Raw genomic sequence first — 24855 nt, 5'->3', positions numbered from 1 at the left:
CTACACTTGATACACGTCGAAACCGGCGGCCTCCCAGCGGTCCGTGTCCAACATTGCTCGTGTGTCGACGATCACGCGCCCCTTCATTCGATCCGCGAATGTGTCTGGGTCGAGTGCCCCGTACTCCGGGTGATCGGTCACAATTACGGCAGCATCGCTCCTGTCGAGGCTCTCTTCCAGCGACGACAACTCTATATTCTGTATCTTCTCCTTCACGTAGGGATCAGTGAGCCGAATGTCCCCGACCTCTGACTCCACGAGACGATCAACCAGTGCGAACGCTGGACTTTCTCTCGTATCTGCGACACCTCCTTTATAGGCGACTCCGAGTATTGTTATCGTTGAACCCGCTACCTCCCCAAGCGCAGCCGAGAGAAGTTGTCTGACGAATGCAACCATCTCGTCGTTAACTGTCCGAGCAGTCTCAATCAGCATCGGAATATCGTTTCCGTGGTTCAAAAACAGTGGATCGATCGGGATACAGTGCCCTCCTACACCCGGACCCGGACGCAGGATTTCCACGCGCGGGTGCTCGTTTGCAAGTGCTATCGAGTCTCGAGAATCGATACCGAACTCCTGAGATAACTTTGCTATCTCGTTCGCGAACGCGATGTTCACGTCTCGGTAGGCGTTCTGAATAAGTTTGACGAATTCTGCTGTAGTGGCGTCCGTCGTCCTGATATCCCCCGAAACGAACGAGTCGTACAGTGCGACGATCTTGTCCGTAGGCTGACCGCCAACCGTCCCGACGAGTCTGTCGTTCTCCCGAAGCTCTCTCAACGTATTTCCGGGTAACACCGTCTCCGGACTGTATCCAAGTACAATATCCTCTGACACCGAGAGCCCTCCTCGTTCAATAATTTCTCGGAGCCTCTCAGCCGTTGTCCCTGGCGGTACCGTTGAGGAGAGGATGGCAGTGTCACCCGGACGTAATAATCCGGCGACTGTCTCTCCAGCAACCTCTACGTACGAGAGGTCCGTTCGATCGAGATCCGTATCATACGGTGTCGGTACGCAAATTATGTGAAATTCCGCCGGCCGGGGATCCTCAACGATCGACAAATCATCGTCGAGGGCTCGACTCACGAACCGCTCGAGGTCCGGCTCCTCGAACGTGAAATCCCTGTTCTCGAGATTTTGACGGTGCTGTGGATCCGCGTCGAATCCGTATACTTCGTAGCCGGAATTCGCGAGGATGGCTGCTGTCGGAAGCCCAACGTATCCGAGTCCGTGTACACAAATGCGTGGTTTGTTGTCTGTCATTCGTATCCGAGAGTGTCGAGTATTCGTTCTCCTGCCGTTCCGTCACCGAAGGGGTTCTCCCAATCTGATTTCATCGAAAGCATTTCTCGAGTCCCATCCGTGATCCCTGCTGCCTCTACGCCAACGATCTTATTCGCGCCAACTTCCACCGTCTCCGGTCGTTCGGTGTTGTCTCGTAAAGTCACACAGGGAGTTTGCAAGATACAGCTCTCCTCTTGAACACCTCCTGAATCGGTGAAGACGATCGTAGCATCGTCTTCCAAAACGAGGAAGTCGAGAAATTCCTGGGGTTCCACGAGTTGGATGGATTCGGGTACGTCGATTTCGAATGCCTCGATCTGCTTTTTCGCCCGAGGATGAATCGGGTATACGACGGGAAGATCGTCCTCTTCGGCGGCCGTCGCTACCCCATTGAGTAAGGAAACGAACCGCTCTCTGTCGTCGACGTTCTCTGCACGATGAGCTGTCAGCAGTGCGAATCGATCTTCTACGCCCAGCCTAGAGCGAACGTCACTTCGTTCGTGAGCGATTTCGACATTCTGCATTACGGCATCGACGATCGTATTTCCGGTAACCGTGATCCACTCTTCTGAAAGTCCCTCTTCGAGTAACTGATCCTGCGACGTCTCGGTCGGGGGAAACAGATAATCGGCAGCGTGATCCGCGAGCCGACGATTAACTTCCTCCGGCATGTCTTGGTCGAAACTTCTGAGTCCTGCCTCGACGTGACCGACGTCGATTCCGTCCATTTTGGTCGCCGCAATCGTTCCGGCGAGCACCGAATTGGTGTCACCCTGAACGAGTACGACTTCAGGACGTTCTTCCTCCAGAACTGATTCGATCTCGACGATCATCTTCCCGGTTTGCTCTCCGTGGTCACCCGATCCCACCGCCAGATTATATTCCGGTGTCGGGAGTGCGAGTTGGTCGAAGAATACCGAATCGAGTTCGTCGGAGTAGTGTTGACCGGTGTGGATGATCGAGAACGATACATTCCGTCGTTGACAGGCACGAATAACCGGAGAGAGTTTAATTATCTCCGGTCTCGTTCCTAGTACGAAACATAGGGTAGAAGACATCGTCTTGGTCTTTCGTCAGGTGTGTGAATTCTGCGACCGGACTTAAAAACTCGTATTCGTTACGAACGACCCGAATTCCTAGTGATGGTCGCTAAATACTCATTGGAGATCGTTTCCCAGTTAAAGTGCTCGACGACGTACTCCCGCCCAGAGACAGCGAGTTCCCGTCGTTCGTCTGTATTACTCTGGAGTTGTCTAGCTGCCGTAACCAGCTCATCGCTGTCACCCGGTTCGATAACGATCCCGGCCTCTGCCTCCGTGAGGATCCGTTCGGCCTCTCCGTGAACTCCCAAAATAACCGGAAGTTCCGCCGCCATCGACTCGAGTAGCTTCGACGGAATCACCGTCTCGAAGACCTGACGTGGCTTCAGGTGGACGAGTGCAACTTCAGACTCTCGGAGAATATCTGGCACTTCCTCTTTCGGTCGACGTCCGGTGAACACGACATTGTCGAGATCGGTCGCTCGGGCTTCGAGTTCCTCGCGTTCAGCCCCATCGCCAACCAGCACGAACTGGACGTCGTCTAACTTCGGAGCGGCCTCGAGGACGACTGCTAACCCGTGTGCCCGACCGATCGTCCCGACGTACGAGATCGTGAATTCGTCGTCAAACTCGTCCAGAACTGGAGAGCCGCCGTCTTCGCTTTGATAGAACTCGAGGTCGATCCCGTTGGGGTGAAACGCGATTTTCGATCGATCAACTCCACAGTCGACGATCGGGTCGATGAACGCCTGCGAAACGACGACGAGGTGATCAGACCGTCGGTACAGAAACGTCACCGTTCGATTCAAAACCCAGATCACAAGCTGATTATCGAAGTCGCTGACTGCCAGGATCGACTCGGGCCACAGGTCGCGGACTTCGAATACGAACGTCGCACGACGAACACGAGCAATTACCCAGGCAGAAACCCCAGTGAGCGGCTGTGGCGATGTTGCGACGACTGCTGTCGGAGACGTGTATCGAATTCCAACGATCATCGAGATAAGCATGAACCAGACGAACTTCAGACTGCGTCGGATCAAGTTTCCGCTGGGCGAGGTGATCGTTTTCGTGTAAATGACGTCGACGCCATCTCGTTGTTCGCGTCGCAGCCATCGGTTATCGTAACCGTCGTAAATTTCTCCCTCCGGATAATCGGGTGCCGATGTGAGAACGGTCACAGAAGCGTCGTCAGACCAACGTTTAGATAACTCGTCCCATCTCGTCTGAGAGGCCCCTGTTTCCGGTGGGAAGTACTGTGTTACGACGAGAATCGAGTCAGTATCGTCCGTCATTTGGTATCCACGTACGCGTAGGGATCAGGTATACAGTTAATTATCTGGTGTTTGAATTCGGCTAAGAGAAATATTTGCACTACCGTATGTGTCGTCCTAGTACGAGAAATGCCCTCCAACAACGGCAGACGATACCCGAATCTCACTACCGAACGACGGTTCGTCTGCTTTTCACTACCGCCATAAAATCACCCACACATCCTCGAGAACCCCCCAAACCTGCCGAATAACGATCTTCAGATCGAACCACAACGATTGCTTCCGAATGTACTCCAGATCGTACCGCAACTTCTCACTCGGATCCGTACTTTTAGCGCCATTCACTTGCGCCAGCCCGGTCAACCCGGGCTTCACGAACCACCGCTTGCGCCACGCCGGCGCGTCCTCCTCGAGCAACACCTCCTCTTCCGTCCAGGCGGCCCGCGGCCCGACCACGCTCATGTCCCCGACGAGGATCGACCACAGCTGGGGCAGTTCGTCGAGGTGCGTCCGCCGCAACAGCTTCCCGACGGCTGTAATCCGGTCGTTCTCCTCGTCCGAAGACGGCACCGCGGACTCGCCCTCGGGGATCATCGTCCGGAACTTGTAGACGGGGAACGTCTCGCCGAAGCCGGCCGTGCGGTCCTGGCTGTACAACGCCGGGCCGGGACTGTCCAGTTTGATCGCGACGGCGATCACGATCAACACCGGCGCGAACGCGAGCAACCCTACGAGCGCGAACCCGATATCGAACAGTCGCTTGTACAGGTGGTCCAGCGGATCCCACGGCTCGAGGTCAACGTCGACGATCCCGCCCATGTCGTCCTCCGCGACCAACACGCTATCCGCGTACTCCCGGTGGAGCTTCGCGTCGACCCCGAGCTTGTGACAGACGTCGAGCGCGCCGAAGAACTCCGCCCGGTCGGGGTGGCGAAACGCCAGCACGACCGTGTCGACGTCGTACGCCAGCAGCACGTTCTCGAGGCGCGACAATCCCCCGAGGCGCTCCAGTGCCTCGAGGTCGTCCTGAACGCTGCCCTCGAGGCCGTCAGTGACCGCGGCGACGCCGCCGTCCGCGACGGTCCGCACGGAGACGGAGTCGTCGCTGACGCCGAGCACGGAGGGGTACAGATACCCTAGTACTGGCACGTCGATCGCGGGGGTGATCCGCTCCATCTGCTCTAAGTCGTCGCCGACCACTAGCGTCCGGCCGGGATCGCCGGCCGGGCGGCGGTGGATCCAGACGAACCACGCGGGGACCGCGAGCATGAGAACCCCGATCGTCATGACCAGCGTCGCTCGCGGCAGTCGGTGCGACCACTTGAAGTAGCCCAGCGTGGCGAGCGCGAGTCCGCCGACGATCACGCGCCGCTGGGTGAGAAAGATCGTGTCGAGGACGCGCCGCGGCTGGGGTTTGTACAGCGGAACGAGGCTCCCGCCGACCGCGAGGACGCTCAGCAGAACGGCCCAGTACAGCGATTCGCCGGACAGAACGATTACCTCGAGCCGATTGAACAGCGGCACGTGCGTCGTAAACGCCGCCTGAGACAGCTGATGGTTCGCGACGAGCACCGCGCCGACGGTCAGCGAGATCACGCCGAAAACGCTGACCGTGCGGTACTTCCATCCCGTGAACATTCATTACCTGACACGACCGGGGGTTACATAGTGTATTTTATGTTATTTCATGAACATTTGTTCCCGGAACGTTAATTGTACACCTGACACCACATTTAAATTAGTGTCCATATCGAGGTCGTCGAACGCGAACACTCCCTCGAGAACCCGCCGAAAAATCGACGTAATACCCGAAACTCGCCGAAAATTCGTCGATAACCCGCCGAAAACCAACCGAATGCACACCCGTTCCGCCGCCCGTCGGAGTGCGCGGCGGCCGTTCCAGATCGGTCACGCGTGCGGAACCGATCGCGAGGAACGGGTCGCTCGCACGGGCCGAACGGTCACGGTGCCCGAGTGGTCGATCACTCGACCTGAACCGTCTCGCCGTTTTCGACCGCTGCCGTCGTCACGTCGACAGTCCGGTCGCCCACCGCGTACTCGCCGGCGTAGGGCACCGTCACCTCGAGCGAGCCGTCCTCGCTCACCGTCACGTCTCGCTCGTAGGAGATCGTCTCACCCGAGACCGTCACCTCGGTCTCGACAACGACGGTCTCGCCCGGCTCGCCGGTCGACGCGATGGTCGCTCCGGGGACGACGGCGAACGCCGTCGCATCGTCGCCGAGGTAGATCGCCTGGTAGTGCTCGAGCGGCTCGTGCTCGTCCCCGCCGGCACCGCGATCGTCGTGGAGCTGTGCCTGCGTGCTCGTCTCCGGGTACTCGTCGCTCAAATCGGTCGTCACGACGTAGCCGACGTCGTTCTCCGCGAACTCCTCGTACCAGCCGTCCGGATCGCTACCGGTCACGAACTCCTCGAAAGTGGCCTGCGCGTAGACGTAGAGCTCCGACTCCCCGTTGACGAAGTAGTTGTACATCCGGTTGTCGCCCCACTCGCTGAGGACGAAGGTCTCGGGGTACTCCCGGTCGACGTTCTCGGCGTGGTCGTCGATGACCGCTGTAGCCTCGAACTGTGCGTCGCTGTGTGTCGTCTGGCCGAGCATCGACGGCACGAAGAACAGACTCATGCCACAGACCAACAGCACGATCCAGACCAGCGCGACGAGCGTCTTGGCGTCCCCGGGAACGACGAAACTCGGCCGGCGTTCGCCGCCGTCCGCCGCGGTGCCTCGAGCGCCCCTCGACCCGCCGTCGCGCTCGCCCACCCCGCGCTCGCGGAACGGCACCGGATCTCGGGCTAGATCGGCCCAGGACAGCAGCCAGACGAGCCCCATCCCGCCGAACACCGAGAGCGGAACCGCTAATTGCGCCGCGAAGCGCCCCTGAATCGCCGCCAGCGCGAGCCAGAAGACGACGTAGACGGCAAGCAACAGCCAGCCGGGTTCGTAGCGGCGGTACGCGACCCAGCAGGCCCAACCTAGAACGAGGATAGCGAGATAAAAACTGAGTCCGAACTGCGACAACGGTCCGAAGATTATCGCGTTATCTACTGCAAATAGCGACTTCGATTCTGCGAACCCCTCTCTGAAAAACAGGTCGTCGGCCCGGGTTCGAAGCCTCATCCAATCCTCTGGACGTACGTAACGAAACGCAATGAGACCGACGCCGGCTACAATCACTTGGAGTCCAACGAACAGTCCGACAGACCATTCGAGCCGTCGCCACAGCTCTCCGAATCCAGTGACGGTCACGGCACTGAACACGACGAGCAGGGAAACAATTGCGGTAAACCGAGCGTGCCAGCCCCAATGAAAGTGCAGAAACGCGGCGAACAACCCAGTCACACATAGTCCGACCAGAATCGGCACGGTTGTCAGTACGGGTGGGTGACCTGCTCGAACGTCGACGGTGACCTTTAACCCGACGTACGCCGCGACGGGCATGAGCATCAGTATCGAGCCGCCCCAGGCGAACATCGATAGGGTGAGCGCGATCCCGAACGCAACGCCAGCGAGCCACGTCCACGGGCTCCGCAGATGATCGGTAACCGCCGATCGCGACGTCGACTCGAGCGTTCGCCGCTGGAGGTCGACGGCCAACCAGGCGAGCGTCAATAGCGTCACACCCAGCCAGAGGTACTGGTGGAGGCGGTGCTCAAGAAAACCAACCTGCGTATAGACGGCGTGAACGGGCGTGAGCGCGAGAATGCCGACTGACGCGATACCGATACGAACGTCATCGGTGGCGACGAAGGCGAGCCAGTAGACGACGACGCCGAGGAGCACCGTCCCGACGACGGGCAGCCACGCGGCGACCGTATCCGCGGCCCACTGGTCGCCGCCGAGCAACTCGGCGAGAAACCAGTGTGTCGAGTGCGAAAGTGGGCGTCGCTCAATCGCCCCCGTAGGCAGGGTCGTGATCACGCTCGTGTCCGTGACCCCCGATGACTCTGCGAGCAGCGCTTCCGTCCAGTAACGGTAGTAGTACGGATCGTTCGCCGGCGAAACGACTTCGTCGCCGCGAAACACCGACCGATAGTTCCACAGTCGCATCGCGAACAGCACGCCGAGCGCGGCGACGAGCCCCACAGCGGCACGCGGATCGAACGCGATCGGACTCGAGAACTCGCGGTCAAACACAGACCTGTCTGCGGAAATTTCTTCGTCCTCAAGCCCCGCTTGTATGCCCCGCCGACTGGAGACCCGATATTCGCCGTCGACCTTCGTCACGATGTCGCGCGAGACGAGTTCGCCGAACGTCCCCGAGTCGAGCGGCAGTTCGTCGAAGGTCCAGCTGTCGTGTTCGGCGTCGACCGCGAGGACAGTCCTGAGGGCATCGTCCCCGTTATCGTATTCCTTGCAGAAGGTAACTGCCGTGTCAGCGACTTTAGCAGGATCCGGTTTGTCGGCCATTGCGGCGTACGTCTATGTGTGATAGGATAAAGACTGCGAGCGAATACTCGCTTTCAGATAGAAGTTAAGCGATAGAGAACATACATGGTCTGTCAGAAACCGGTGTATTCATTATTTATCCAAAAGTGGTAACACCACTAGTGAACTGTCTCGATAGTGCACTGTACTCGGACTGAATTACTTCTCGATCTCTACTCTAAAAGAAGAGTTCTGTTGAACTATCCTATTTTGGAACCACTTACATTCTAATATTCATGGCATCCTCCCTTAGTGGACGATCATCAGACTCAATTCCTTTTCTATAATGTGCAATATAAGAAACATGGAACTCAGGATGTCCACTCATTGCTCGAGCAAATAGCGTGAATATAAAGTGGACCGGTAATATTTTCGTATATCCTGTTGGGCCCGGGAAACTATAGAAGTGCTCTAGGGACCAATCGAATTTAGAAGATTTCACATCCGCATATGTTCCCCATTCGAACTGCGTCGGGAAGCGATCGTCTTCGGCGGATTCGATGCCCTGTAGTCTGAACCAGAACTTATGAAACCAAAACGGGGTAATATCAGCAATTCGGGCGTAGTAGTGTCTAGGATTCGGAACGAGGACGACGAATGATCCTTCAGGTCGTAATACCCGATCAATCTCTTCCAACGCCGATTGGGGGTCCGGCAGATGCTCGAAAACATATTCTGAGAAAACCAAATCGAACGAGTTATCCTCAAAAGGGAGTCGTTGTCCGTCACCTCTTACTTTCATGTCCATCTGATTTTGTTCCAGACCGTTCATATCTGGATCGATTGAAACAACTTCGCTGTCACGCGATCCGAGTTGTGTACTTATCCCTCTTTTATCTCTCCCTGATCCAAAATGTAGCGCCTTAGAAAAATTTATGCCAGAAAGTATTGCTTTGTAGGTATCTATTCTGCTTTGTTTTGGGGGAGCAAGATATCCGTCGATCCGCGAATTTAGTTTTTTAACATGCTTTCGAATCCCATCTATAGAGCTAGGTTTCAGATGTCGTGGGTTGTATTTTTTCATCGTTTTTCTTAGTCCGATAATAATTTCATAACGGCGAGCGAGTCGCCTGGGGACACTCCCGCAAGCGATTCATACCCCTTGAGAACGGTGTATCCGTGCTCGAGAAGTCCGATAGCACTGTGTGAACCGATGAATTCCGCACCGCCAGTGACGAGTACGTGTGTCATTGGTGATCAGTCGGTCGTGGACTGCGACGCCTGGTCGGTCTCCGCCCCCGGATCGGCGAGCCGACCCGTTTCGTCCCGCAGTCGTTCCTCGGCGCGGTCTCGATCCTCGGGGTAGCCGACGTCGACTCGCCACCCCTCCATCCGAATCGCGTCGATGGTGCGACCGGACTGGATGAGCAGGTCGACCGCGTCCGAGAGTTCGTACTCCCCGCGATCCGAGGGCTGCACGAGGTGGCAGGCGTGGAAGATCGCCGGCGTGAACGTGTAGAACCCCGTCATCACGAGGTTCGACGGCGGCTCGTCCGGCTTCTCGACGACCTCGACGATCTCGCCGTACTCGTTCGTGTCGAGGACCCCGTACCGAGAGGCCTCCTCGTAGGGGACCTGTTCGACGAGGAACGCCGCGTCGGCGCGATCCTCCTGCTGGCGGTTCCTGACGTCCGCGAGGTTCCCCCGGAAGACGTTGTCGCCGAGCATGAGCATGAAGTCGTCGTCGATGAGCGACTCGACCTGCAGGATCGCGTGTGCGAGCCCGAGCTGTTCGCGCTGGTGGGCGTACGTGATCGGGACGCCCCTGTAGGAATCCCCGTACCGATTGATGATCTTCTCTTTCAGGTAGCCGACGACGACGATCAGCTCGTCGGCACCGGCCTCAAGCAGATTGTCGAACACGTCCTCGATGATCGGACGCCCGTCGACCTCGACGAGGGTCTTCGGTTTGTCCTCGGTCAGTGGGCGGAGTCGGGTGCCCTTTCCTGCTGATAAGACAACAGCTTGCATGTGCGACGCACACTTCGAACGCCGGTAAATAACTGTCCCCTGTACTCGCGGCCGCTAGTACGAACGTCCGCTACAGCCCCGTGGAAGGCGGTTCCCGACCGATCCTTCGCGGCTGACCGACCGATCCACCACGGCCGGTCGCGAGGGCGGTCGGCCTCCCCATCCCAAAATCGAGCGGGGGAGCGGAGTCGACAGGCGGAGTCGTGAACCGCCTCCCGCGATGCGGCGGGACAGTTCGGCCGATCGACAGCCGTTCCCGATCGCCTCGCCGATCGGCGTCTCTCGAGCAGCGTCGTCCTAGTACTAGTATCGACCATCACACCGATCGGCCGTCGATCAACCGAGACCCGTGTTTACTAGTAGTGCGTCGATCGATCGACGCCGAGAACGGTACTAGTCCGTCCTAGTGCCCGAATGACGACACGGCTAGGTGGCGTCGGCCGTCGTCAGTTCCTTCAGGAGCTGCAGCTCTTCCTCCTCGGAGATGTGGTCGGCGGTGAGACACGCGTGGACGACTTTGTGCGCGAGCTCCGGGTCGGAGAGCACCCCGCCGGACGACGCGGCGTCGTCCGCGAGCCGTCGTTCCAGCGACTCGAGTCGCTGCGTGACCGCCTCGAGTCGTTCGGAGAGCTCCCCGACCGACTCGCTGGCAGCGAGACACATCTCGCCGGTGTCCGACTCCGTCGACCGGACCGGCGCGCGGGCGTCGACGCCGCCATCGGCGTGGGATTTCGGGGCTCGTTCACCGTCGGATTCGGCCCGCACGACGGTGTCTCCACCGTCGGCTTCGTCCCGTTCGACGGTATTCTCACCGTCAGCTTCGGTCCGCTCGATCGTGCTCTCACCGTCAGCCTCGGTCCGCTCGATGGTACCCTCACCACCGGATTCGGTCCGCACAGCGGTTCGCTCGCCACCTGGCTCGGTCTGCACAGCGGTGCGCTCACCATCGGATTCGGCGCTCTCGGTATCACTTCCAGCGTTCGATTCGGTCCGTTCGAGAGCGACCTCGCCGTCGGTCTCGGGACCGTCCGTCGCTGGTTCCTCAGTCGTCGTTCCGTCGGCGACGAGATCCGACTCCGGTTCCGAATCCGTTCGGTCGGTCTCGTCGACCGTTCCGTCGGTCTCCTCGAACCAGGCCCCGTCGTCGAAAAGCACCTCGACGAACTCGCGACGGTTCGACCAGCTGAACCCGTCGATCGCGTTGACCCGCTGACTGATCGTCGCACTGCTGACACCGAGCGTGTCCGCGAGCGCCGCCTGCGTCGCGTCCGGGCGATCGTAGATCTCCTCGAGCGTCTCGAGCTGTTTTTCGGTTACGTCCGCCGGTTCGAGCGACAGTTCGAGACGCGCGTCGGATCGGCTATCGTGTTCACTCATGGCTGATTCGGCTTCGTCTGAGACGGCTGTGACGCTCTCCGCGTCCGTCGAATCGGCTGCAAATGACTCCTCTCGCTCGTCGCCGTCGGTGTCGCCGGTCGAGTCGTCGCCGTCGGCGGTCCCCGGATCGCCGTACTCCTCGAGGACCTGTTCGACGATCGCGACGGTGGCACCGCTGACGTCGTCCGCGATCGCTTCCATCGAGGCCGTCGGCCGCGACTCTGCGACGTCGAGGATTTTCTTGTGAATGACCGCTCGCGGGACGGTGGTGCTACGCTCACGTGGTTCTCCTGTTGATGATGGTGACTGACTCATTTGCAACCTCGTCGGAGCGACAGTTCACGCCAACAATCCTCGACCCGGCCGATATAGTTTTTTCAGTGAAACAACAAATACACGGATTCGTACAACTATACTGTCGGGCTTCTGTATGGTATTGGAGAGTTTACTCGGGAAAACAGTAGCCGCCGGAATCGCCGGACGTCGGGTTGAATGGAACGTTAACGGCGCTCGAGGCGACGACTACGCCCGGTCTGACGACGGAGATCGATCGGGGCGACCGACCAGTCCGCTGATGACGGCACCGGCGCCCGCGACACGGGTTCTCACCGGCGGTATCGACTGACCCCGATCCCCGCCAGCGCGACGAGTGCGGCGATCGCCCCGACGCCGATCACGCCGTTGCGATCGGAGAGCACGCCGTCGTCCTCGCCATCGCTGTGACTCCGCTCGCCGGCCAGCTCTTCGTTCAGTTGCAAGACGACGACGGTCTGGCCGTGCGAGCCGTCGGGGTGGTAGGTCCACCCGCCCTCCGTCGCGTCGTAGGACTCGGCGTCGGCTATCGGATCGACGTCCGCATCCCAGGCCTCGTGGGTCTGTTGTACGTAGCCGACGAGTTCGATATCGTCCGCGTGCGCGCCCTCGAGTTCGGCCTCGCCGTACTCGACGGTCTCGTCCTCCGGCAGCCCGTGCCACTCGAGGCAGTGGGAGTCGAGGGTGCCGTCCCCGTGTGGCAGGTCCGGATTCGTCCCGAACTGGTCGGCGTCGAGCGGCCGGGTGTAGTGGTCGGTCATCGGGAACTCGACGACGAACGGATCGGCCTCCGAGTGCCAGTCCAGCGGCTCGCCGGTCGGAATCGTGACGCTCGTGTTCGGGACGCTCTCGCCGACGACCGGCTCGCCGGCTTCGTTGACCAGCGTCACGCAAATCTTCCCCGAGCCGTCATCGAGATACGGATCGCGATACTCGTCGCGCGGGTTGACGTAGCTGATCCAGCTCCCGTCGTCGGCGGTCTCCTCGTGGTACAGGTCCCCCTCCTCGGGCACCGGTTCCTCGTACGCGTCTTCGGACACGTCGTCCTGAGCGGCGACCCCGCTCTCGAGTGCCGGACCGCCCCCGTCGCTTCCGCCACCGATCGTGAGTCCCGCGAGCGCACCGACCGCGAGCACGGCGCCGACGAGGATGCCGGTGAGGAGTGCGCGGCGACCGAGGCTGCCGAGTGTTGTGCTCGACGATCCCATGGCTATCCGCTCGAGACGGCTGTTTCGGTCTCGAGCGATCGGGAACCGACCGTGGGCGCTGGCACGAGCGCCCACGCGGCTGCCGCGGGTCGCGTCTCGGGTTCGGTACCGGTCCGGCCTGCGAGTTCGTCACTGGTCGACGGCGGACCACCGTGTCCGGCCTCGACCGGACGATCACTCGGGGTGAGGAGCGTCACCATCGGACTGTCCCTCCACCTCGATCACCCTATATATGAGCAGCGTACAGCGATCGCGGAATGTGACAACGCGCCGATGGGCGGTGGTTACGGAACCGTCCGACGAATCCGCCGCGGATCGAGACGCCGTCGACTGTCGTCCGTGTACTGAGTCGGGAGGCCGTCTGTGGGGTGAGTCGTCGGGCCGTCCGCGTAGTGAGCCGATGCCCCTCTGTGAGGGGTCGGTGAGCCGTTCGCGTGGTGAGTCGTCGGGCCGTCTGCGAGGCGTCGGCCACCCAGGACGCCGCCAGCATAATTCACGGCTAATAGCAAATTATCGAACGGTGGCTTCACCATTAACAATATGACGGCGTCTACCACCGGAGAGCATGAGATGGGTGGCCCGATTTCCGGGCATGAAAGCCGGACACCGGCTCCGGAATACCGTGGTGGGGATCGGATACGTGTTCGTCGTGCTCCCGATCGTCGTCGTTCTCTTCCCGCTGCTCGCCGTGTGGGCCGTGGAATCGAACTATCGGAACGTCGCGGGAAGGCTGTCGGGGCTCCCCGGTATCGATTCCGGAGGCGGCGTGCAAACCGGCTTCGCCGCCGGGCTCTACGCGCTTGCACTCTGGGGAGTGATACTGTGGAGCGGGATGCTGTACGTCGACCTCGGTGCCGAGTCCGAACCGAACGGTGCCGAATCCGAATCGAACGGTGCCGAATCCGATCCGGCCGCTACTATCGACGAGACGGGACCCGCTGACGAGTCGATCGACGAGGACATCTCGGAGGCGGAGCTGCTCGTACTGTTCGAGACGATCGCGTCACAGTGGGGCGTCGAGGTGATATCGACGGAGATGGTGGACGACACGTTCACCGTCGAATACTACGTCGGCGGAGAGACGGAGGAGGAAGTCACCAGTGAGATAGGGACGCTCATCGGTGCCTACATCGATATCGTCGAAGGCGGCCTCGAGTCCGATCGAATGGACGTCACCGCAGTCGACGAGGACGACGACAGCGACGAGGCCTACTGGCACGTCGAATCCGACTGGGCGGAGGCGTACCTGGCGGGAGAACTCAGCGAAGAGGACGTCCTCGATCGGGTGCTGCCGACGGTCGAATCCGCGTGACCGACACCGCACTGCCCTCGGCGAGCGTGCGGAACGCGCCGTCGAAGGGTGTCGCTCCGCGGCGGCGAGCCCCGCGATAGCCGTCGCCGGTCGAAAGGTTATTCCTCGAGAGGGTGCACGACGACGAACGTAACGAGTCGACTCCCGGCCCGTTGGTTAGCCCGCAATGATGCTGTCACACCTCGCTATGGATCGATCCGTCGGCGCTACCGAACTGATACGAAGCGTCCTCCCGGAGTGGACCGTCCGGCTCTTCGAACTCGCAGCCCTGTTCGGTGACGAACTCGTCGTCGTCGGCGTACTACTGCTGTTCGTGACGGCGGATATGTACGGGGCCGTCCGGCGCAGATCCGATCGCCTCGTTTCGGATCGGGTCGCGTTCGTCTCGGCCGTCGTCCTCGGCGGCCTGGCGCTCACGTTCGTGGTGAAGGCGACGCTCGGATTCCCGCGTCCGCCGGCGTCGCTGCAGGCGATCCCTCGAGAGGGAGAGGGGTTCCCGAGCGGTCACACGATGGCCGCAACTATTCTGTGGGGCGCGCTTGCGCTCTGGAGCGGCCGATTCACGCGTCGGCGACGGCTCGGGCTGGCTGCGATACTGATCGGACTCGTCGGCTTCTCGCGGCTCGCACTCGGCGTGCACTATCTCGTCGACGTGCTCGCGTCCGTCGGGTTCGGGGTCGGGTACCTCCTGCTCGCGGAACGGCTCACCGGGCGCGAACCGAGGGCGGCGTTCGCCGGTGCCGCGTTGCTCGGCAGCGCCGCAGTCCTGGTAAGCGGCGGTGCCACCGACGGGTGGCTGGCGTTCGTCGGCTGCGTCGGCGGGGCGGTCGGCTGGTGGCTGACGACCCGACGATCGGTTCGGAACGCCTGGAAAGCCGTGACGCAGTGACTCCCGCGCGGGCGATCAGTGGTCGGGAGGAACCACCCCGTCCGGCGTTCTCGCAGCGGGGTGAACGGACCGTGACGCGCCGAGCAGTGCGTCCAGCGAAACACCACGAGGAGCGAAGCGCGGGGCGATCGACCTCGAGCACTGGCCACGATCGGACCTCGAGACGAGCACGCTCGATGGCGGCGGCGGACGAAGCGAGGTGAGGTGGAGAGCAGCAGTCCCACCGGCGATTCGGTCTCTCGATACTGACATTCATTGGAAGTAATCGGTCCAAAACGGTCTCACGACTCGCACCGATCCGAGATCGAATCGTTTCACACCGATTACGTACTGCGGTTTCACTGTGTTATCGCTGATATCCGTCCCACGATCGACCGGCTCTCGGTCCGTCGAGATAACACCCAGTTAGCGGACATAATGAAGTCGCAATCGATCTCTAGTCACCTTCTTCTTCCAAGCAACCAACAGATAACAAAGACGTTCTTCGGGGAAGACCGGTTTGCGTCGCAGACATTCAGCGACGAAAGACCCTCACAGGGAATTTCAAAGCTGATGCGACAATAACCATGAACAGACGATCACAGCTTACGGCAGTTCTCGTCGCCGCGATGGTGGCTATCTCGATGGTCGGGATGGCCGGCACCGTCGGCGCGAACGGAGGTACCGCTTCGGACCAGACAGTGCACACGATGGAGGACGGGGAGGACGTCTACCTCGTCTTCGGTGCGGATCTCGGTGAACAATCACTCGAGGAGTATATCGACGCCCACGTATCGGACGATCCCGGAGTCGCTACGGCCGAACAGGATAGCGACTCGGAAGTGATCCAGTACCAGGACGTCGGCCAAGTCAACATCAACGAGCAAGGTGAGGCGGTCGCCATCGCGATGGGTGGCGGCGAGGCGACGGCGATCCAGGAAGCGAGCCAGGACAACACCAACTCCCAGGTCGGTGACGCGAGCGCGGACAACTCCGCCGGCGTCAGCCACGAGACGACGCTCGAAGAGGTCGGCGACGTCTACGTCATCATGGGCAACGACAACGGGCAGGAGTACAACGGCTGGGGAGCCGTCGGCGACGACGGCGAAACGACGGTCAGCCAGACGGCCGAAGCGTCGGTCAGTCAGGCACAGGCCGTCGGCCAGGCGAACATCATTCAGAACAACACCGCGTTCGCGTTCGCCGAGAACGACAGCTCGGCCACCGCGGTTCAGCTGACCGAGCAGTCCAACATCAACCTTCAGGAAGGCTACGCGAGCGCCACGAACGTCTACGGCGCTGACCTCGACGAAGACAAGGACGCACACGACGCACACAAGAAATCCAGCGGTGACGACACCGCTCCGAGCGTCGACCAGGACGCTGACTCGACCGTCGAACAGGCCCAGGAAGTCGAGCAGGTGAACAGCATCGAACAGGGCAGTGCGATCGCGATCGCAGTCGGTGAGGACTCGTCGGCAACGGCGGTCCAGATCTCCGAGCAGACGAACCTGAACGAACAGCTCGGAACCGCCGAAGCCATGAACGTCCTGATGGACTCCGCAGGGATGCACGTCGCGACCGCGAGCGCCGACGGCGCTACCGAAGTCATGACCCAGGACGCCGACGAGGAGTACAGTTCCACCGAGAAGAAACAGGACGACGGTGACGACGTGAACCAGACCGCCGAGGCCAGCGTCACGCAGTACCAGAGCGTCGAGCAGGTGAACATCAACCTCGATAGCTCGGCCCAGGCGATCGCCACGGACGGCAGCGAGGCTGAAGCGGTTCAGCTGACCTTCCAGCAGAACATCAACGCGCAGATCGGCTCCGCCGAAGCGCTGAACGTCTTCCTGGAAGGCGAGGACATCGACTACGAAGACACGAAGGACCAGTACGAGGGTGCGGTCAAGACCTCGACGACGACCGCGATGGTCAACGGTGACAGCGTCGAAGACGCCGACCGTACGACGTTCGACTACGACGGCGACAACGACCAGCTCAACGACGTCCACCAGCACTCGAGTGCTGAGATCGAACAGAGCCAGGAGGTCGCACAGACGAACCTGCAGTCGAACAACGCGCTCGCGATCGCCGAAGACGAGGGCGACGCCTTCGCGTTCCAGATGACCATCCAGGAGAACGAGAACGTCCAGTTCACGTCCGCCGAATCGACGGCTGTCGACGAAGGCACAGTCGACGACGAGGGCGACGAGGACGAGAAGAAGACCGACGACGAGGACCAGAAGGCCGAGAACGAGAACGATGACGAGAAGAAGACCGACGACGATGACAAGTCCACTATCGAAGCGTCCGAATCCGACTCTGACGACGACGAGCAGAAAGAGGAGGATGACTCGGTGCCCGGCTTCGGTGTCGTCGTTGCGCTCGTCGCAGTGCTCGCCGCCGCACTGTTCGCCCGATTCGGGCAGCACTGAGCACTGCTCCCGACGAACTAGCGCCGGTCGGAATTGACCGCGAGAGTTCGGCGATTCAACTTCAGCGTTTCATTTTCTCCGCGCGTATCCGCCACCGAGAGCGGTGCCGCCGGAGCGCGACCACTTCGACCGCGAGACGCCGGTGTACTCGAGCGCTCAGTCGGTCGTGTCGTCGGCGCCCGATGAGCCGGGATCGTCGTCCGGTGACGGGTCGGGATCGTCGTCCGCGTCACGGTGTTCGGCGAGCGCTTCGTCGACCGTCAATTCGCCGGAGGCGACCCGTCGAGCCAGTAACTCGTCGATCGCCCGATTGTTCTCGCTCCGTTCGCGCGACCGATCTTTGATCACCTGTAACTCGCCCGCGGTCGGTTCGATCTCGCGCGTGTCGACCACCTCGCCCTCGAGGCGCGCGATGTTCACCGCGGCCAGCACGTCGCCCATCCCTCTCGAGCCCGTGCCGAGGTAGGGCGTCGTCCCGGTTTCGTCGACGAGTTCGACCGTCACGTCCTCGAGGTCGTTGACGAGTTTCGCGCTCTCGAGTCGGGAGCCGTCGCCGACGCGGACGACGGGCGACGTCGCCTCGTCGGCCTCGCGCTGGATCACGTCGACGGCATCGGACAAGGGAACCTGAAAGGCCGCAACGACCATCTCCCCCGCGAGGATCGCGATGCCGGGTTTGCGGCCCGGATCGACGCCGATGATGGTTCGACCCCCGTCCCCGCGGACCGCCGTCAGCGCCTGGTCGACCGCGCGTCGGGGATCGTCCGGATCGGCGACGATCGTCGTTACGCCTTCGAACTCGTCGGCGTGGTCAGCCCCGGTGACGACGACCGCAGTGTGCTCGGGAAGCGCGGCGTCGGGTTCGACGGTCGTGAACTCGGAGCCGCGGTCTCGGAGTTCGTTGACGACGCCGTGGTACACCTCGAAATCTGACGTGGCGACGACGATCACGTGTCGACTTCGCCCTCGTCGGGAATAAACGTGTGTCAATTTGGCCCGATAAGCCGGCGTGCGGTGGCGCGCGCCGGATCGCGGCGAACGTGAAGTGAGACGCGGTCCGTTGCCGTGCGAGGGATGAGTGAACGGAGTGAACGAATCGGTTGGGGAGGACGTGGAAATCCCTGTTGCCAGTAACTGTAGAGCGATCGTCGTCGCTGTCAGTAATCGATACACTCGAGCGTTCCGTTCACCTTCGGACGGACCAGTTGTGACTCGAGAGAACAAAGGAAGTGGAGTCTTCTGCGTCTCGTGGCGACTAGGGTTGCCACGTCCTCCCCAACCGATTCGTGGTTCGATCGGTCCGAAGAGGGTGGGGGCGAGCTGCTGGCCGCTCGAGTCCGATCGAAAATCGCCGGCAGATCGCGATTCGGCCGATCACCGACGTATTCCGGGGGCTTTTTGCACGTAACCTGCCAACTCGAACCGTGAACGACGAGGCGATCCCGACCGGCTGTGCCCCGGTCGACGAGTTACTCGGTGGGGGATTCGAACGCGGGACCGTCACGCAGGTGTACGGCCCGCCGGCCGCAGGGAAGACGAACCTCGCGCTCTCGGCGGCCGTCCAGACGGCCGTCGACGACGGGACCGCAGTCTACATCGACACCGAAGGCGTCTCCGTCGACCGCTTTCAGCAGTTGCTCTCGGCGCACGTCGACGAGGACGACGTCGAGGCCGTCGCCTCCCGAATCGTCGTCGAGGACGCCCTCGATTTCGAGGAACAGGCGGAAGCCGTCCGCGACGCCGAGGAGTTCGCCGAACGGGCGGACCTGATCGTCCTCGACAGCGCGACCGGCTTCTACCGACTCGAGCGCACCGGCGACAGCGACGACGGCGAGGCGCTTCGCAGCGTCACCCGACAGGTGACGCACCTGCTCTCGCTCGCCCGGAAACACGACCTCGCGGTCGTCCTGACGAATCAGGTCTTCGCGGACCCCGACGCCGATCGCACGCGCGCGCTCGGAGGAAATACCTTAGAGCACTGGACCGGCGTGGTCCTCCGTCTCGAGCGCTTCCGCGGCGGCAACCGGCGGGCCACGCTCGAGAAACACCGCTCGAAAGCCGTCGGGGAGTCCGTCCAGTTCCGAATTACGGATCGCGGACTCGAGGGCGGCGACGAGTCGGCGCGGTTGTAAGATGGCCCGGCCCGCACGTTCTGAAATCGGTGTCGAAAAGCGGCAGTGGGCGCGGCGTTACAGCTCGTTCAGCTTCCGCAGGAGCTGTCCGCGGTACTCCTCGTCGCTGGTGACGCCTTTGACCTCTAAGACGTTGCGCTCGAGTTTGTCGATGGCGACGCGGAAACTGTTCTCGGCGCCGTAGCCCTCGCCGGTGCCGGCGACCTGACCCTTGTTGGTTCGCAGCCGGATCTGGCACTGGACGAGCGGGGTGCCCCGGAGCTTCTCGTTGTGCTCGTGGAACCGGACGTGGGCGTGCATCACCTGCATGTCGGCGTACTTGTCCGAGACCTCCTCGATGCTCTGAACGATCGACTCCCGGGTGATGGTGTCGAGCATCGAGATGTTGGTGATCTGGACGTCCATGTGCTCCTCTTCGGTGAAGGTGAGCGCGCGCAGCACGTCGGTCTTGGTGATGACGCCGATGACGACGCGGTCGTCGTCCTCGGGGGTGACCATCAGGCCCGCGTAGTCCTTCTCGAGCATCGTTTCGACGGCCTCCTCGGCCGTCACGTCGAGCGTCGTCGTCTCGACGGGGCTGTTCATGATGTCGTAGACGGGCACGTCGAGCAGTCGCTGGGTGTCACCGACGCGGTCGCCCGTCGTCGTCGTGTGGTTCTCCCGGATGACGAAGTCCGCGATGTCGTGAGTGGTGACGACCCCGGTGAGGAAGCCGTTCTCGTTGAGAACGGGCAGCCGCGAGATCCCGTGCTCCCGCAGATGGTTGATCGCCTTGCCGATCCCGTCGTCCTCCTGGAGCGTGACCGGATCGTCCGTGTAGATGTCTTCGACGGAGAGCGCATCGAGGTTGTCGATCACCGCCTCGAGGATAGCGTCGTCGGTGATAACCCCCCAGAGTTCGTCGTTCTCGAAAACGGGTGCGACCTTCGAGTTGCTCTCGATCAGCAGCCGTGCGGTCTCCCGGACGTCTTCGTCGCGGTCGACCTTGGGTGCCGGGTCGTTCCGGCTCGGTTTGATCAGCGCCGCCACCTTCGCGTCGTCTTCGACGTGCGACTGGAGGACCTCCCGCTCGCTGATGACGCCCTCGTACGCCCCGTCGTCCGTGACGATAATTCCCTTGGGGTTACCGTTCTCGAACGTAGAACGAACCTTCCCCATACGCTGCCCGACGTCGACTTCGATGTAGTCCCTGGTGGCGATATCAGCGATATTCATCGTTCTATCTGGGTATACTGTCGCCGGGCTTTTGAACATACCGCACGTTCTAGCCGGGTGGCAGCAGGGTCGACCGTTTTGGGAGTCGCACTCGTACTAGGTCCATGGCACTCGATATCAGTGTCCTCGGTCGGTACACCTACCTCGCAACGGAGCTGTTCTGGGGGAGCGTCGCCGTGCTGTTGCTCCACCGGGCGAACGCGCTCCGGAAGGCCGGCGTCACGATCCTCGCACTCTACCCCGTCGCCTACCTCTGGGACCGCTACACCCTCGCCGTCGGCGTCTTCGACATCAAGCTCCGGACCGGGATCGATATCGCGGGGATCCCGCTCGAGGAACACCTCTTCATGGCGGTCGTGCCCGGACTCGTCATCGGCTTCCACGAGACGCTCTTCGGCGACGAGTAGTCGCCACCTACGGGCTGACACTCGAGTGTCAGTCGCTGCAATGGACCACGACTGTCTTATCCCGGCCTCACGACCGTACGGGCGATGGAAGACCGGCGTCCGTCGACCGATCCGAACGACAGCGATCCCACCGATCGTGCCCTGATTCGAGGGATTCTGCGATTGTTCGTCGCCGTCGCGCTGGTCGGCGCGCTCGCGTTCGGCGCTGTATTGTTCGCCCCGACGGTCGTCGACGATCTCGGCGGCGACGAGTTCGAGGGCCCCGACAGCGTCGACATCGGCACGCAGCCGTCGCCGAGTTCCGACCCGCCACCGGCCGGCGAGCGCGATCCGGACGTTACGGATCCGGACGACCCCGGTGAATCGACGTACGAAGCCGACGTCGAGACGATCGATTCGGAGACCGTCGAGGACTTCGTCCACGCCGAGGTCAACGACCGGCGGGCCGAGCACGGCCTCGAGCCGCTCGAGTGGGACGCCACGGTCGCCTCCGTCTCACGCGCCCACAGCTACGACATGGCCCAGCGCGACTACTTCGATCACGTCAACCCCGACGGCGAGGAGCCGATGGGCCGCTTCAACGACGTCGACGACTACTGTCAGGGGTACGGCGAAAACATCGCGTTGACCTACATCGACCGCCCGGTCGAGAACCCCGATACCGGAGAGACCGAGCGCCACGAGACCGCGGAGGAGCTCGCGACCGGACTCGTCGACCAGTGGATGAACTCGACGCCCCACCGACAGGCGATCCTCGAGGAGGACGAGGTCCCCGACTGGGACCGGGCCGGCGTCGGCGTCTACCTCACGGACGACGGCGAGGCCTACGCGTCACACAATTTCTGCCACGAGTGGTAGCTGAGACGACATACACGCGGTACGGAATCTGAGGGAGATTGACAGAGCTTTGGGGCTGGACCGCCGGGTTCCAGTATGGACGTCTCCGAGACGGCTACGTCGGTCTATCGAACGGCAAGCGACCGCGACATCTCCTTTCTCGCGGCCGGGTTCGCCTACTACGCGTTCGTCTCGCTGATTCCGCTGGTGATCCTCGCGCTCGTCGTCGGCTCGTTCCTCGGCGGCGAAGACGCCGCCGAACGGCTGATTCTGGTCGCGGGCGACTTCCTTCCCGAAGCGGGCGAAGACCTCGTCGTCGAAGCACTGACGACCGAATCCGGTCGCGCGGAGGCGACGGTCGTCGCGCTCGGCGTCGCTTCGTGGGGTGCGCTCAAGGTCTTTCGCGGACTCAGTCTGGCCTTCGACAAGGTCTACGACGAGGTCGTCGAGGACACGCTCGTCGACCAGCTCAGAGACGGCGTCACCGTGATCCTCGCGGGCGCGGGAGCGCTGGCGCTCATGATCGTCGTCGGGACGGTGATCGGCCTCGCGGCCGACGTCGTTCCCTTCGCCGGCCTGCTGAGTTGGGTCACGCTGCTGGTCGGCCTCGTCCTCGTCTTCCTGCCGATCTACTACGTGTTGCCGCCGATTCCGGTCGGCGCGATCGAAATCCTTCCCGGTGCCGTCTTCGCCGCCGTCGGGTGGACGATCCTTCAGGCCGGCTTCCAGTTGTACGCGGCGAACGCCGGGCAGTATCAGGCCTACGGCGCCGTCGGTGCCGTCCTCCTCTTCGTCACCTGGCTCTACTTCGCCGGCATGCTCATCCTGTTCGGCGCGGTGCTCAACGTGGTTCTCTCGAAGCCGTCCCTCGCCGAGTAGGTGGCCGAAAACGCGACACCGCGAGTCGGGTGTCGCCTCGAGCCCGTGGGGAACAGTTATGGTTCCGGCACGGACAGACCTGCACAATGAGCGACGAACAGTCACAGCGGTCCGCCACCGCTGACTCGAGTGCCGACGCGAGCGAGTCAGCCGACGACGCGGACGGCGACGCCGCCGACGCTCTCGAGCCGAGCGGCGGCCCCCGGCGCGTCGTCTCCGACCAGAGCGTCGACGACATCCTCGACTCGCTCGGTGAGACGAAAGCGAACGCGACGGAATCGACCGATTCGACCGAAACTGAAGAGTCCGTGGCGGTCGAGTTCGACGAGGACGAGGTCCCGGCAGCCGAGGAGGCGGCGACCGACGCCGAGGCGGCCGTCGAAGACGGTACCGATGCGGAGTCGGACGACGACGGACAGGCCGACAGCACCGGCGAACCCAACGACACCGACGTGCGGTCGGGGGTCGAAGCCGCGGATGCCGACTCGAGCGACGAGACGGACGCCGAAATCGACACCGCGGCCTCGGTCGACTCGGCTGCTTCCTCACTCCAGGCGGAGACGGCCCGTGCCGACGACGAAGACGCCTCGATCGAGGAGTTGGCCGCTCGCATCGAAACCGGCAGCGTCACCGGCGCGGACGTCCGAGCCGCCGAAGCGGGCGAGGGTCGGGAGTCGACGCCCGACGTCGACGAGATCGAGCTTTCGATGGACGACCTCGAGACGACGCAGGCCCAGTCGGGCCACAGCGGATCGAGTGCCGGCGGGGCCGACCTCGGAGACGACGCCGGGCCGCTCGCCGGGTCGATCCAGCGCGACGACGGCGACTCGAGCGACGACGGTCAGGACGAGAGCGAGTCCGCCGGACTGTTCGGACGACTCAAACGGCTCTTCGGCGGGTAGCGACTCGCGGCCTCTTTCGCTCGCTGCGATACCGAGTCAGCCGACCACCGTGATCAGCACGAACAGCGTCAGCATCGAGACGAGCGTCGTAGCGAAGACGTTCAGCGACGCGAACTCCTCGTCGCCGCCGAGTTCGGCCGCGAAGACGTACGTCGAGACGGCGGTCGGCGTCCCGAACATCACGACCACCGCGGTGAGCGTCGCCGCGTCGACGGGCAACGCGGCGAAGACGAGCCACGCGAGCGCCGGCATGCAGACGATCTTCAGCGCGATCACGGAGCTGGTCGCGCCGAAATCGATCGCCGGCAGGTCGATCTGTAACGACGCGCCGACGCAGAGCAAGGCGAGCGGCAGGGCGAACGAGCCGACGGCGTCGAGTCCGGTCGCAGCGGGTCCGGGAACCGAGACCGGGCTCGAGCCGATCGCGAGCCCCGCGATCAGCGACGCCAGAACGGGGTTCCGCGCCAGTCCTCGCAGTTCGTCGCCGAGCGCCGCGTCGGCGCCGTTGAACGTCGAGAGGAGGAGCACCGTCAGCGGGAGCTGGACGAGCGTGACCACGCCGAGCACGACGCTCGCGATCGCGGTCACCTCCGCGCCGAACGTCGCCGCGACGAGCGGCAGGCCGAGGTAGCCGAGATTCGAGTGATACGACTGAACGACGGCGACGCTTTGCTGTCCGTTCGAGTGCCGATGGCGGTGGACGAGCCACGCGAGCCCCGCCGTCGCGAACAGCACGACCAACAGCCCGCCGAACAGCGCGACCGATAGCAACTCGGCGACCGCCTGATCGTAGGTCGAAACGAAGATCAGCGCCGGCAGCGCGAGGTAGTAGGCGACCGCGTTCAGCGTCGCGGTTCGGCCGGCGTCGAGGATACCGGAGGCTCGCAGTCCCGTTCCGAGCAGGAGCACGACGAGCAACGCCGCGAGCCGACCGAGGACTTCCATAGGAGTCTC

General features: G+C 62.2%; 21 protein-coding genes. 8 read left to right on the top strand and 13 right to left on the bottom strand.

Annotated elements, in window-relative coordinates:
* The 10 genes from ACSFC7_RS17115 to ACSFC7_RS17070 all read right to left on the bottom strand — a co-directional run bounded on the left by ACSFC7_RS17115 (nt 1) and on the right by ACSFC7_RS17070 (nt 13111).
* A complete protein-coding gene (locus ACSFC7_RS17115) occupies nt 1-1263 on the bottom strand; it encodes a nucleotide sugar dehydrogenase (protein WP_436344035.1) in 1263 nt (420 codons plus the stop codon).
* Nucleotides 1260-2342 (bottom strand): non-hydrolyzing UDP-N-acetylglucosamine 2-epimerase, encoded by a 1083-nt coding sequence (wecB, locus tag ACSFC7_RS17110; protein WP_436344034.1) that lies wholly within the window; start codon nt 2340-2342, stop codon nt 1260-1262. Before wecB ends, ACSFC7_RS17115 begins: the two co-directional genes overlap by 4 nt.
* A 59-nt stretch (nt 2343-2401) precedes the next feature.
* Nucleotides 2402-3619, bottom strand: coding sequence for a glycosyltransferase family 4 protein (locus ACSFC7_RS17105; RefSeq protein ID WP_436344033.1), 1218 nt, complete (start codon nt 3617-3619; stop codon nt 2402-2404).
* Between the two features lie 174 nt (nt 3620-3793).
* Entirely contained in the window at nt 3794-5236 is a 1443-nt protein-coding gene (locus ACSFC7_RS17100; RefSeq protein ID WP_436344032.1) for a sugar transferase, read from the bottom strand.
* 344 nt (nt 5237-5580) lie between these two features.
* Nucleotides 5581-8025: an MFS transporter gene (locus ACSFC7_RS17095; RefSeq protein ID WP_436344031.1), complete on the bottom strand. Its 2445-nt coding sequence runs from the start codon at nt 8023-8025 to the stop codon at nt 5581-5583.
* A gap of 238 nt (nt 8026-8263) precedes the next feature.
* Nucleotides 8264-9067, bottom strand: a complete 804-nt coding sequence (locus ACSFC7_RS17090) for a class I SAM-dependent methyltransferase (RefSeq protein ID WP_436344030.1) — start codon at nt 9065-9067, stop codon at nt 8264-8266.
* Between the two features lie 173 nt (nt 9068-9240).
* A complete protein-coding gene (gene aglF / locus ACSFC7_RS17085) occupies nt 9241-10014 on the bottom strand; it encodes a UTP--glucose-1-phosphate uridylyltransferase AglF (protein ID WP_436344029.1) in 774 nt (257 codons plus the stop codon).
* A 426-nt stretch (nt 10015-10440) separates the two neighbouring features.
* Nucleotides 10441-11706 (bottom strand): winged helix-turn-helix transcriptional regulator, encoded by a 1266-nt coding sequence (locus ACSFC7_RS17080; protein WP_436344028.1) that lies wholly within the window; start codon nt 11704-11706, stop codon nt 10441-10443.
* 290 nt (nt 11707-11996) lie between these two features.
* Nucleotides 11997-12911: a PGF-CTERM sorting domain-containing protein gene (locus ACSFC7_RS17075; protein WP_436344027.1), complete on the bottom strand. Its 915-nt coding sequence runs from the start codon at nt 12909-12911 to the stop codon at nt 11997-11999.
* A gap of 2 nt (nt 12912-12913) precedes the next feature.
* Nucleotides 12914-13111: a hypothetical protein gene (locus ACSFC7_RS17070; protein ID WP_436344026.1), complete on the bottom strand. Its 198-nt coding sequence runs from the start codon at nt 13109-13111 to the stop codon at nt 12914-12916.
* Between the two features lie 392 nt (nt 13112-13503).
* On the opposite strand from ACSFC7_RS17070, the gene ACSFC7_RS17065 reads away from it, so the two are divergent.
* The 3 genes from ACSFC7_RS17065 to ACSFC7_RS17055 all read left to right on the top strand — a co-directional run bounded on the left by ACSFC7_RS17065 (nt 13504) and on the right by ACSFC7_RS17055 (nt 17529).
* Entirely contained in the window at nt 13504-14223 is a 720-nt protein-coding gene (locus ACSFC7_RS17065; protein ID WP_436344025.1) for a hypothetical protein, read from the top strand.
* A 187-nt stretch (nt 14224-14410) separates the two neighbouring features.
* On the top strand, nt 14411-15112 hold the full coding sequence (locus tag ACSFC7_RS17060) for a phosphatase PAP2 family protein (RefSeq protein ID WP_436344024.1): 702 nt from the start codon (nt 14411-14413) through the stop codon (nt 15110-15112).
* 566 nt (nt 15113-15678) lie between these two features.
* Complete coding sequence (locus tag ACSFC7_RS17055; RefSeq protein ID WP_436344023.1) at nt 15679-17529, top strand: PGF-CTERM sorting domain-containing protein; 1851 nt, start codon at nt 15679-15681, stop codon at nt 17527-17529.
* Between the two features lie 156 nt (nt 17530-17685).
* Here ACSFC7_RS17055 and ACSFC7_RS17050 read toward each other — a convergent pair whose 3' ends face one another.
* Nucleotides 17686-18480 (bottom strand): hypothetical protein, encoded by a 795-nt coding sequence (locus ACSFC7_RS17050; RefSeq protein WP_436344022.1) that lies wholly within the window; start codon nt 18478-18480, stop codon nt 17686-17688.
* A 473-nt stretch (nt 18481-18953) separates the two neighbouring features.
* Between ACSFC7_RS17050 and radB the strand changes: the two genes are divergently transcribed.
* The gene (gene radB / locus ACSFC7_RS17045) at nt 18954-19661 is read left to right on the top strand and encodes a DNA repair and recombination protein RadB (RefSeq protein WP_436344021.1); all 708 of its coding nucleotides are present in this window, start codon (nt 18954-18956) and stop codon (nt 19659-19661) included.
* A gap of 57 nt (nt 19662-19718) precedes the next feature.
* Here radB and ACSFC7_RS17040 read toward each other — a convergent pair whose 3' ends face one another.
* On the bottom strand, nt 19719-20876 hold the full coding sequence (locus ACSFC7_RS17040) for a CBS domain-containing protein (protein ID WP_436344020.1): 1158 nt from the start codon (nt 20874-20876) through the stop codon (nt 19719-19721).
* A 104-nt stretch (nt 20877-20980) separates the two neighbouring features.
* On the opposite strand from ACSFC7_RS17040, the gene ACSFC7_RS17035 reads away from it, so the two are divergent.
* The 4 genes from ACSFC7_RS17035 to ACSFC7_RS17020 all read left to right on the top strand — a co-directional run bounded on the left by ACSFC7_RS17035 (nt 20981) and on the right by ACSFC7_RS17020 (nt 23901).
* Nucleotides 20981-21283 (top strand): lycopene cyclase domain-containing protein, encoded by a 303-nt coding sequence (locus ACSFC7_RS17035; protein ID WP_436344019.1) that lies wholly within the window; start codon nt 20981-20983, stop codon nt 21281-21283.
* Between the two features lie 84 nt (nt 21284-21367).
* Nucleotides 21368-22141 carry a CAP domain-containing protein gene (locus tag ACSFC7_RS17030; protein WP_436344018.1) on the top strand — a complete coding sequence of 258 codons (774 nt, stop codon included), beginning with the start codon at nt 21368-21370 and terminating at the stop codon, nt 22139-22141.
* 75 nt (nt 22142-22216) lie between these two features.
* Nucleotides 22217-22999 carry a YihY/virulence factor BrkB family protein gene (locus ACSFC7_RS17025; protein WP_436344017.1) on the top strand — a complete coding sequence of 261 codons (783 nt, stop codon included), beginning with the start codon at nt 22217-22219 and terminating at the stop codon, nt 22997-22999.
* An 86-nt stretch (nt 23000-23085) separates the two neighbouring features.
* On the top strand, nt 23086-23901 hold the full coding sequence (locus ACSFC7_RS17020) for a hypothetical protein (RefSeq protein ID WP_436344016.1): 816 nt from the start codon (nt 23086-23088) through the stop codon (nt 23899-23901).
* 36 nt (nt 23902-23937) lie between these two features.
* Here ACSFC7_RS17020 and ACSFC7_RS17015 read toward each other — a convergent pair whose 3' ends face one another.
* Nucleotides 23938-24846 carry an AEC family transporter gene (locus ACSFC7_RS17015; RefSeq protein ID WP_436344015.1) on the bottom strand — a complete coding sequence of 303 codons (909 nt, stop codon included), beginning with the start codon at nt 24844-24846 and terminating at the stop codon, nt 23938-23940.
* Nucleotides 24847-24855 lie beyond the last annotated feature (9 nt).

Source organism: Natronorubrum halobium, from assembly GCF_051351675.1.
Taxonomy (GTDB): Archaea; Halobacteriota; Halobacteria; order Halobacteriales; family Natrialbaceae; genus Natronorubrum.
The sequence above is the reverse complement of the archived record's forward strand: the minus strand, read 5'-3'. Positions and strand labels throughout refer to the sequence as shown.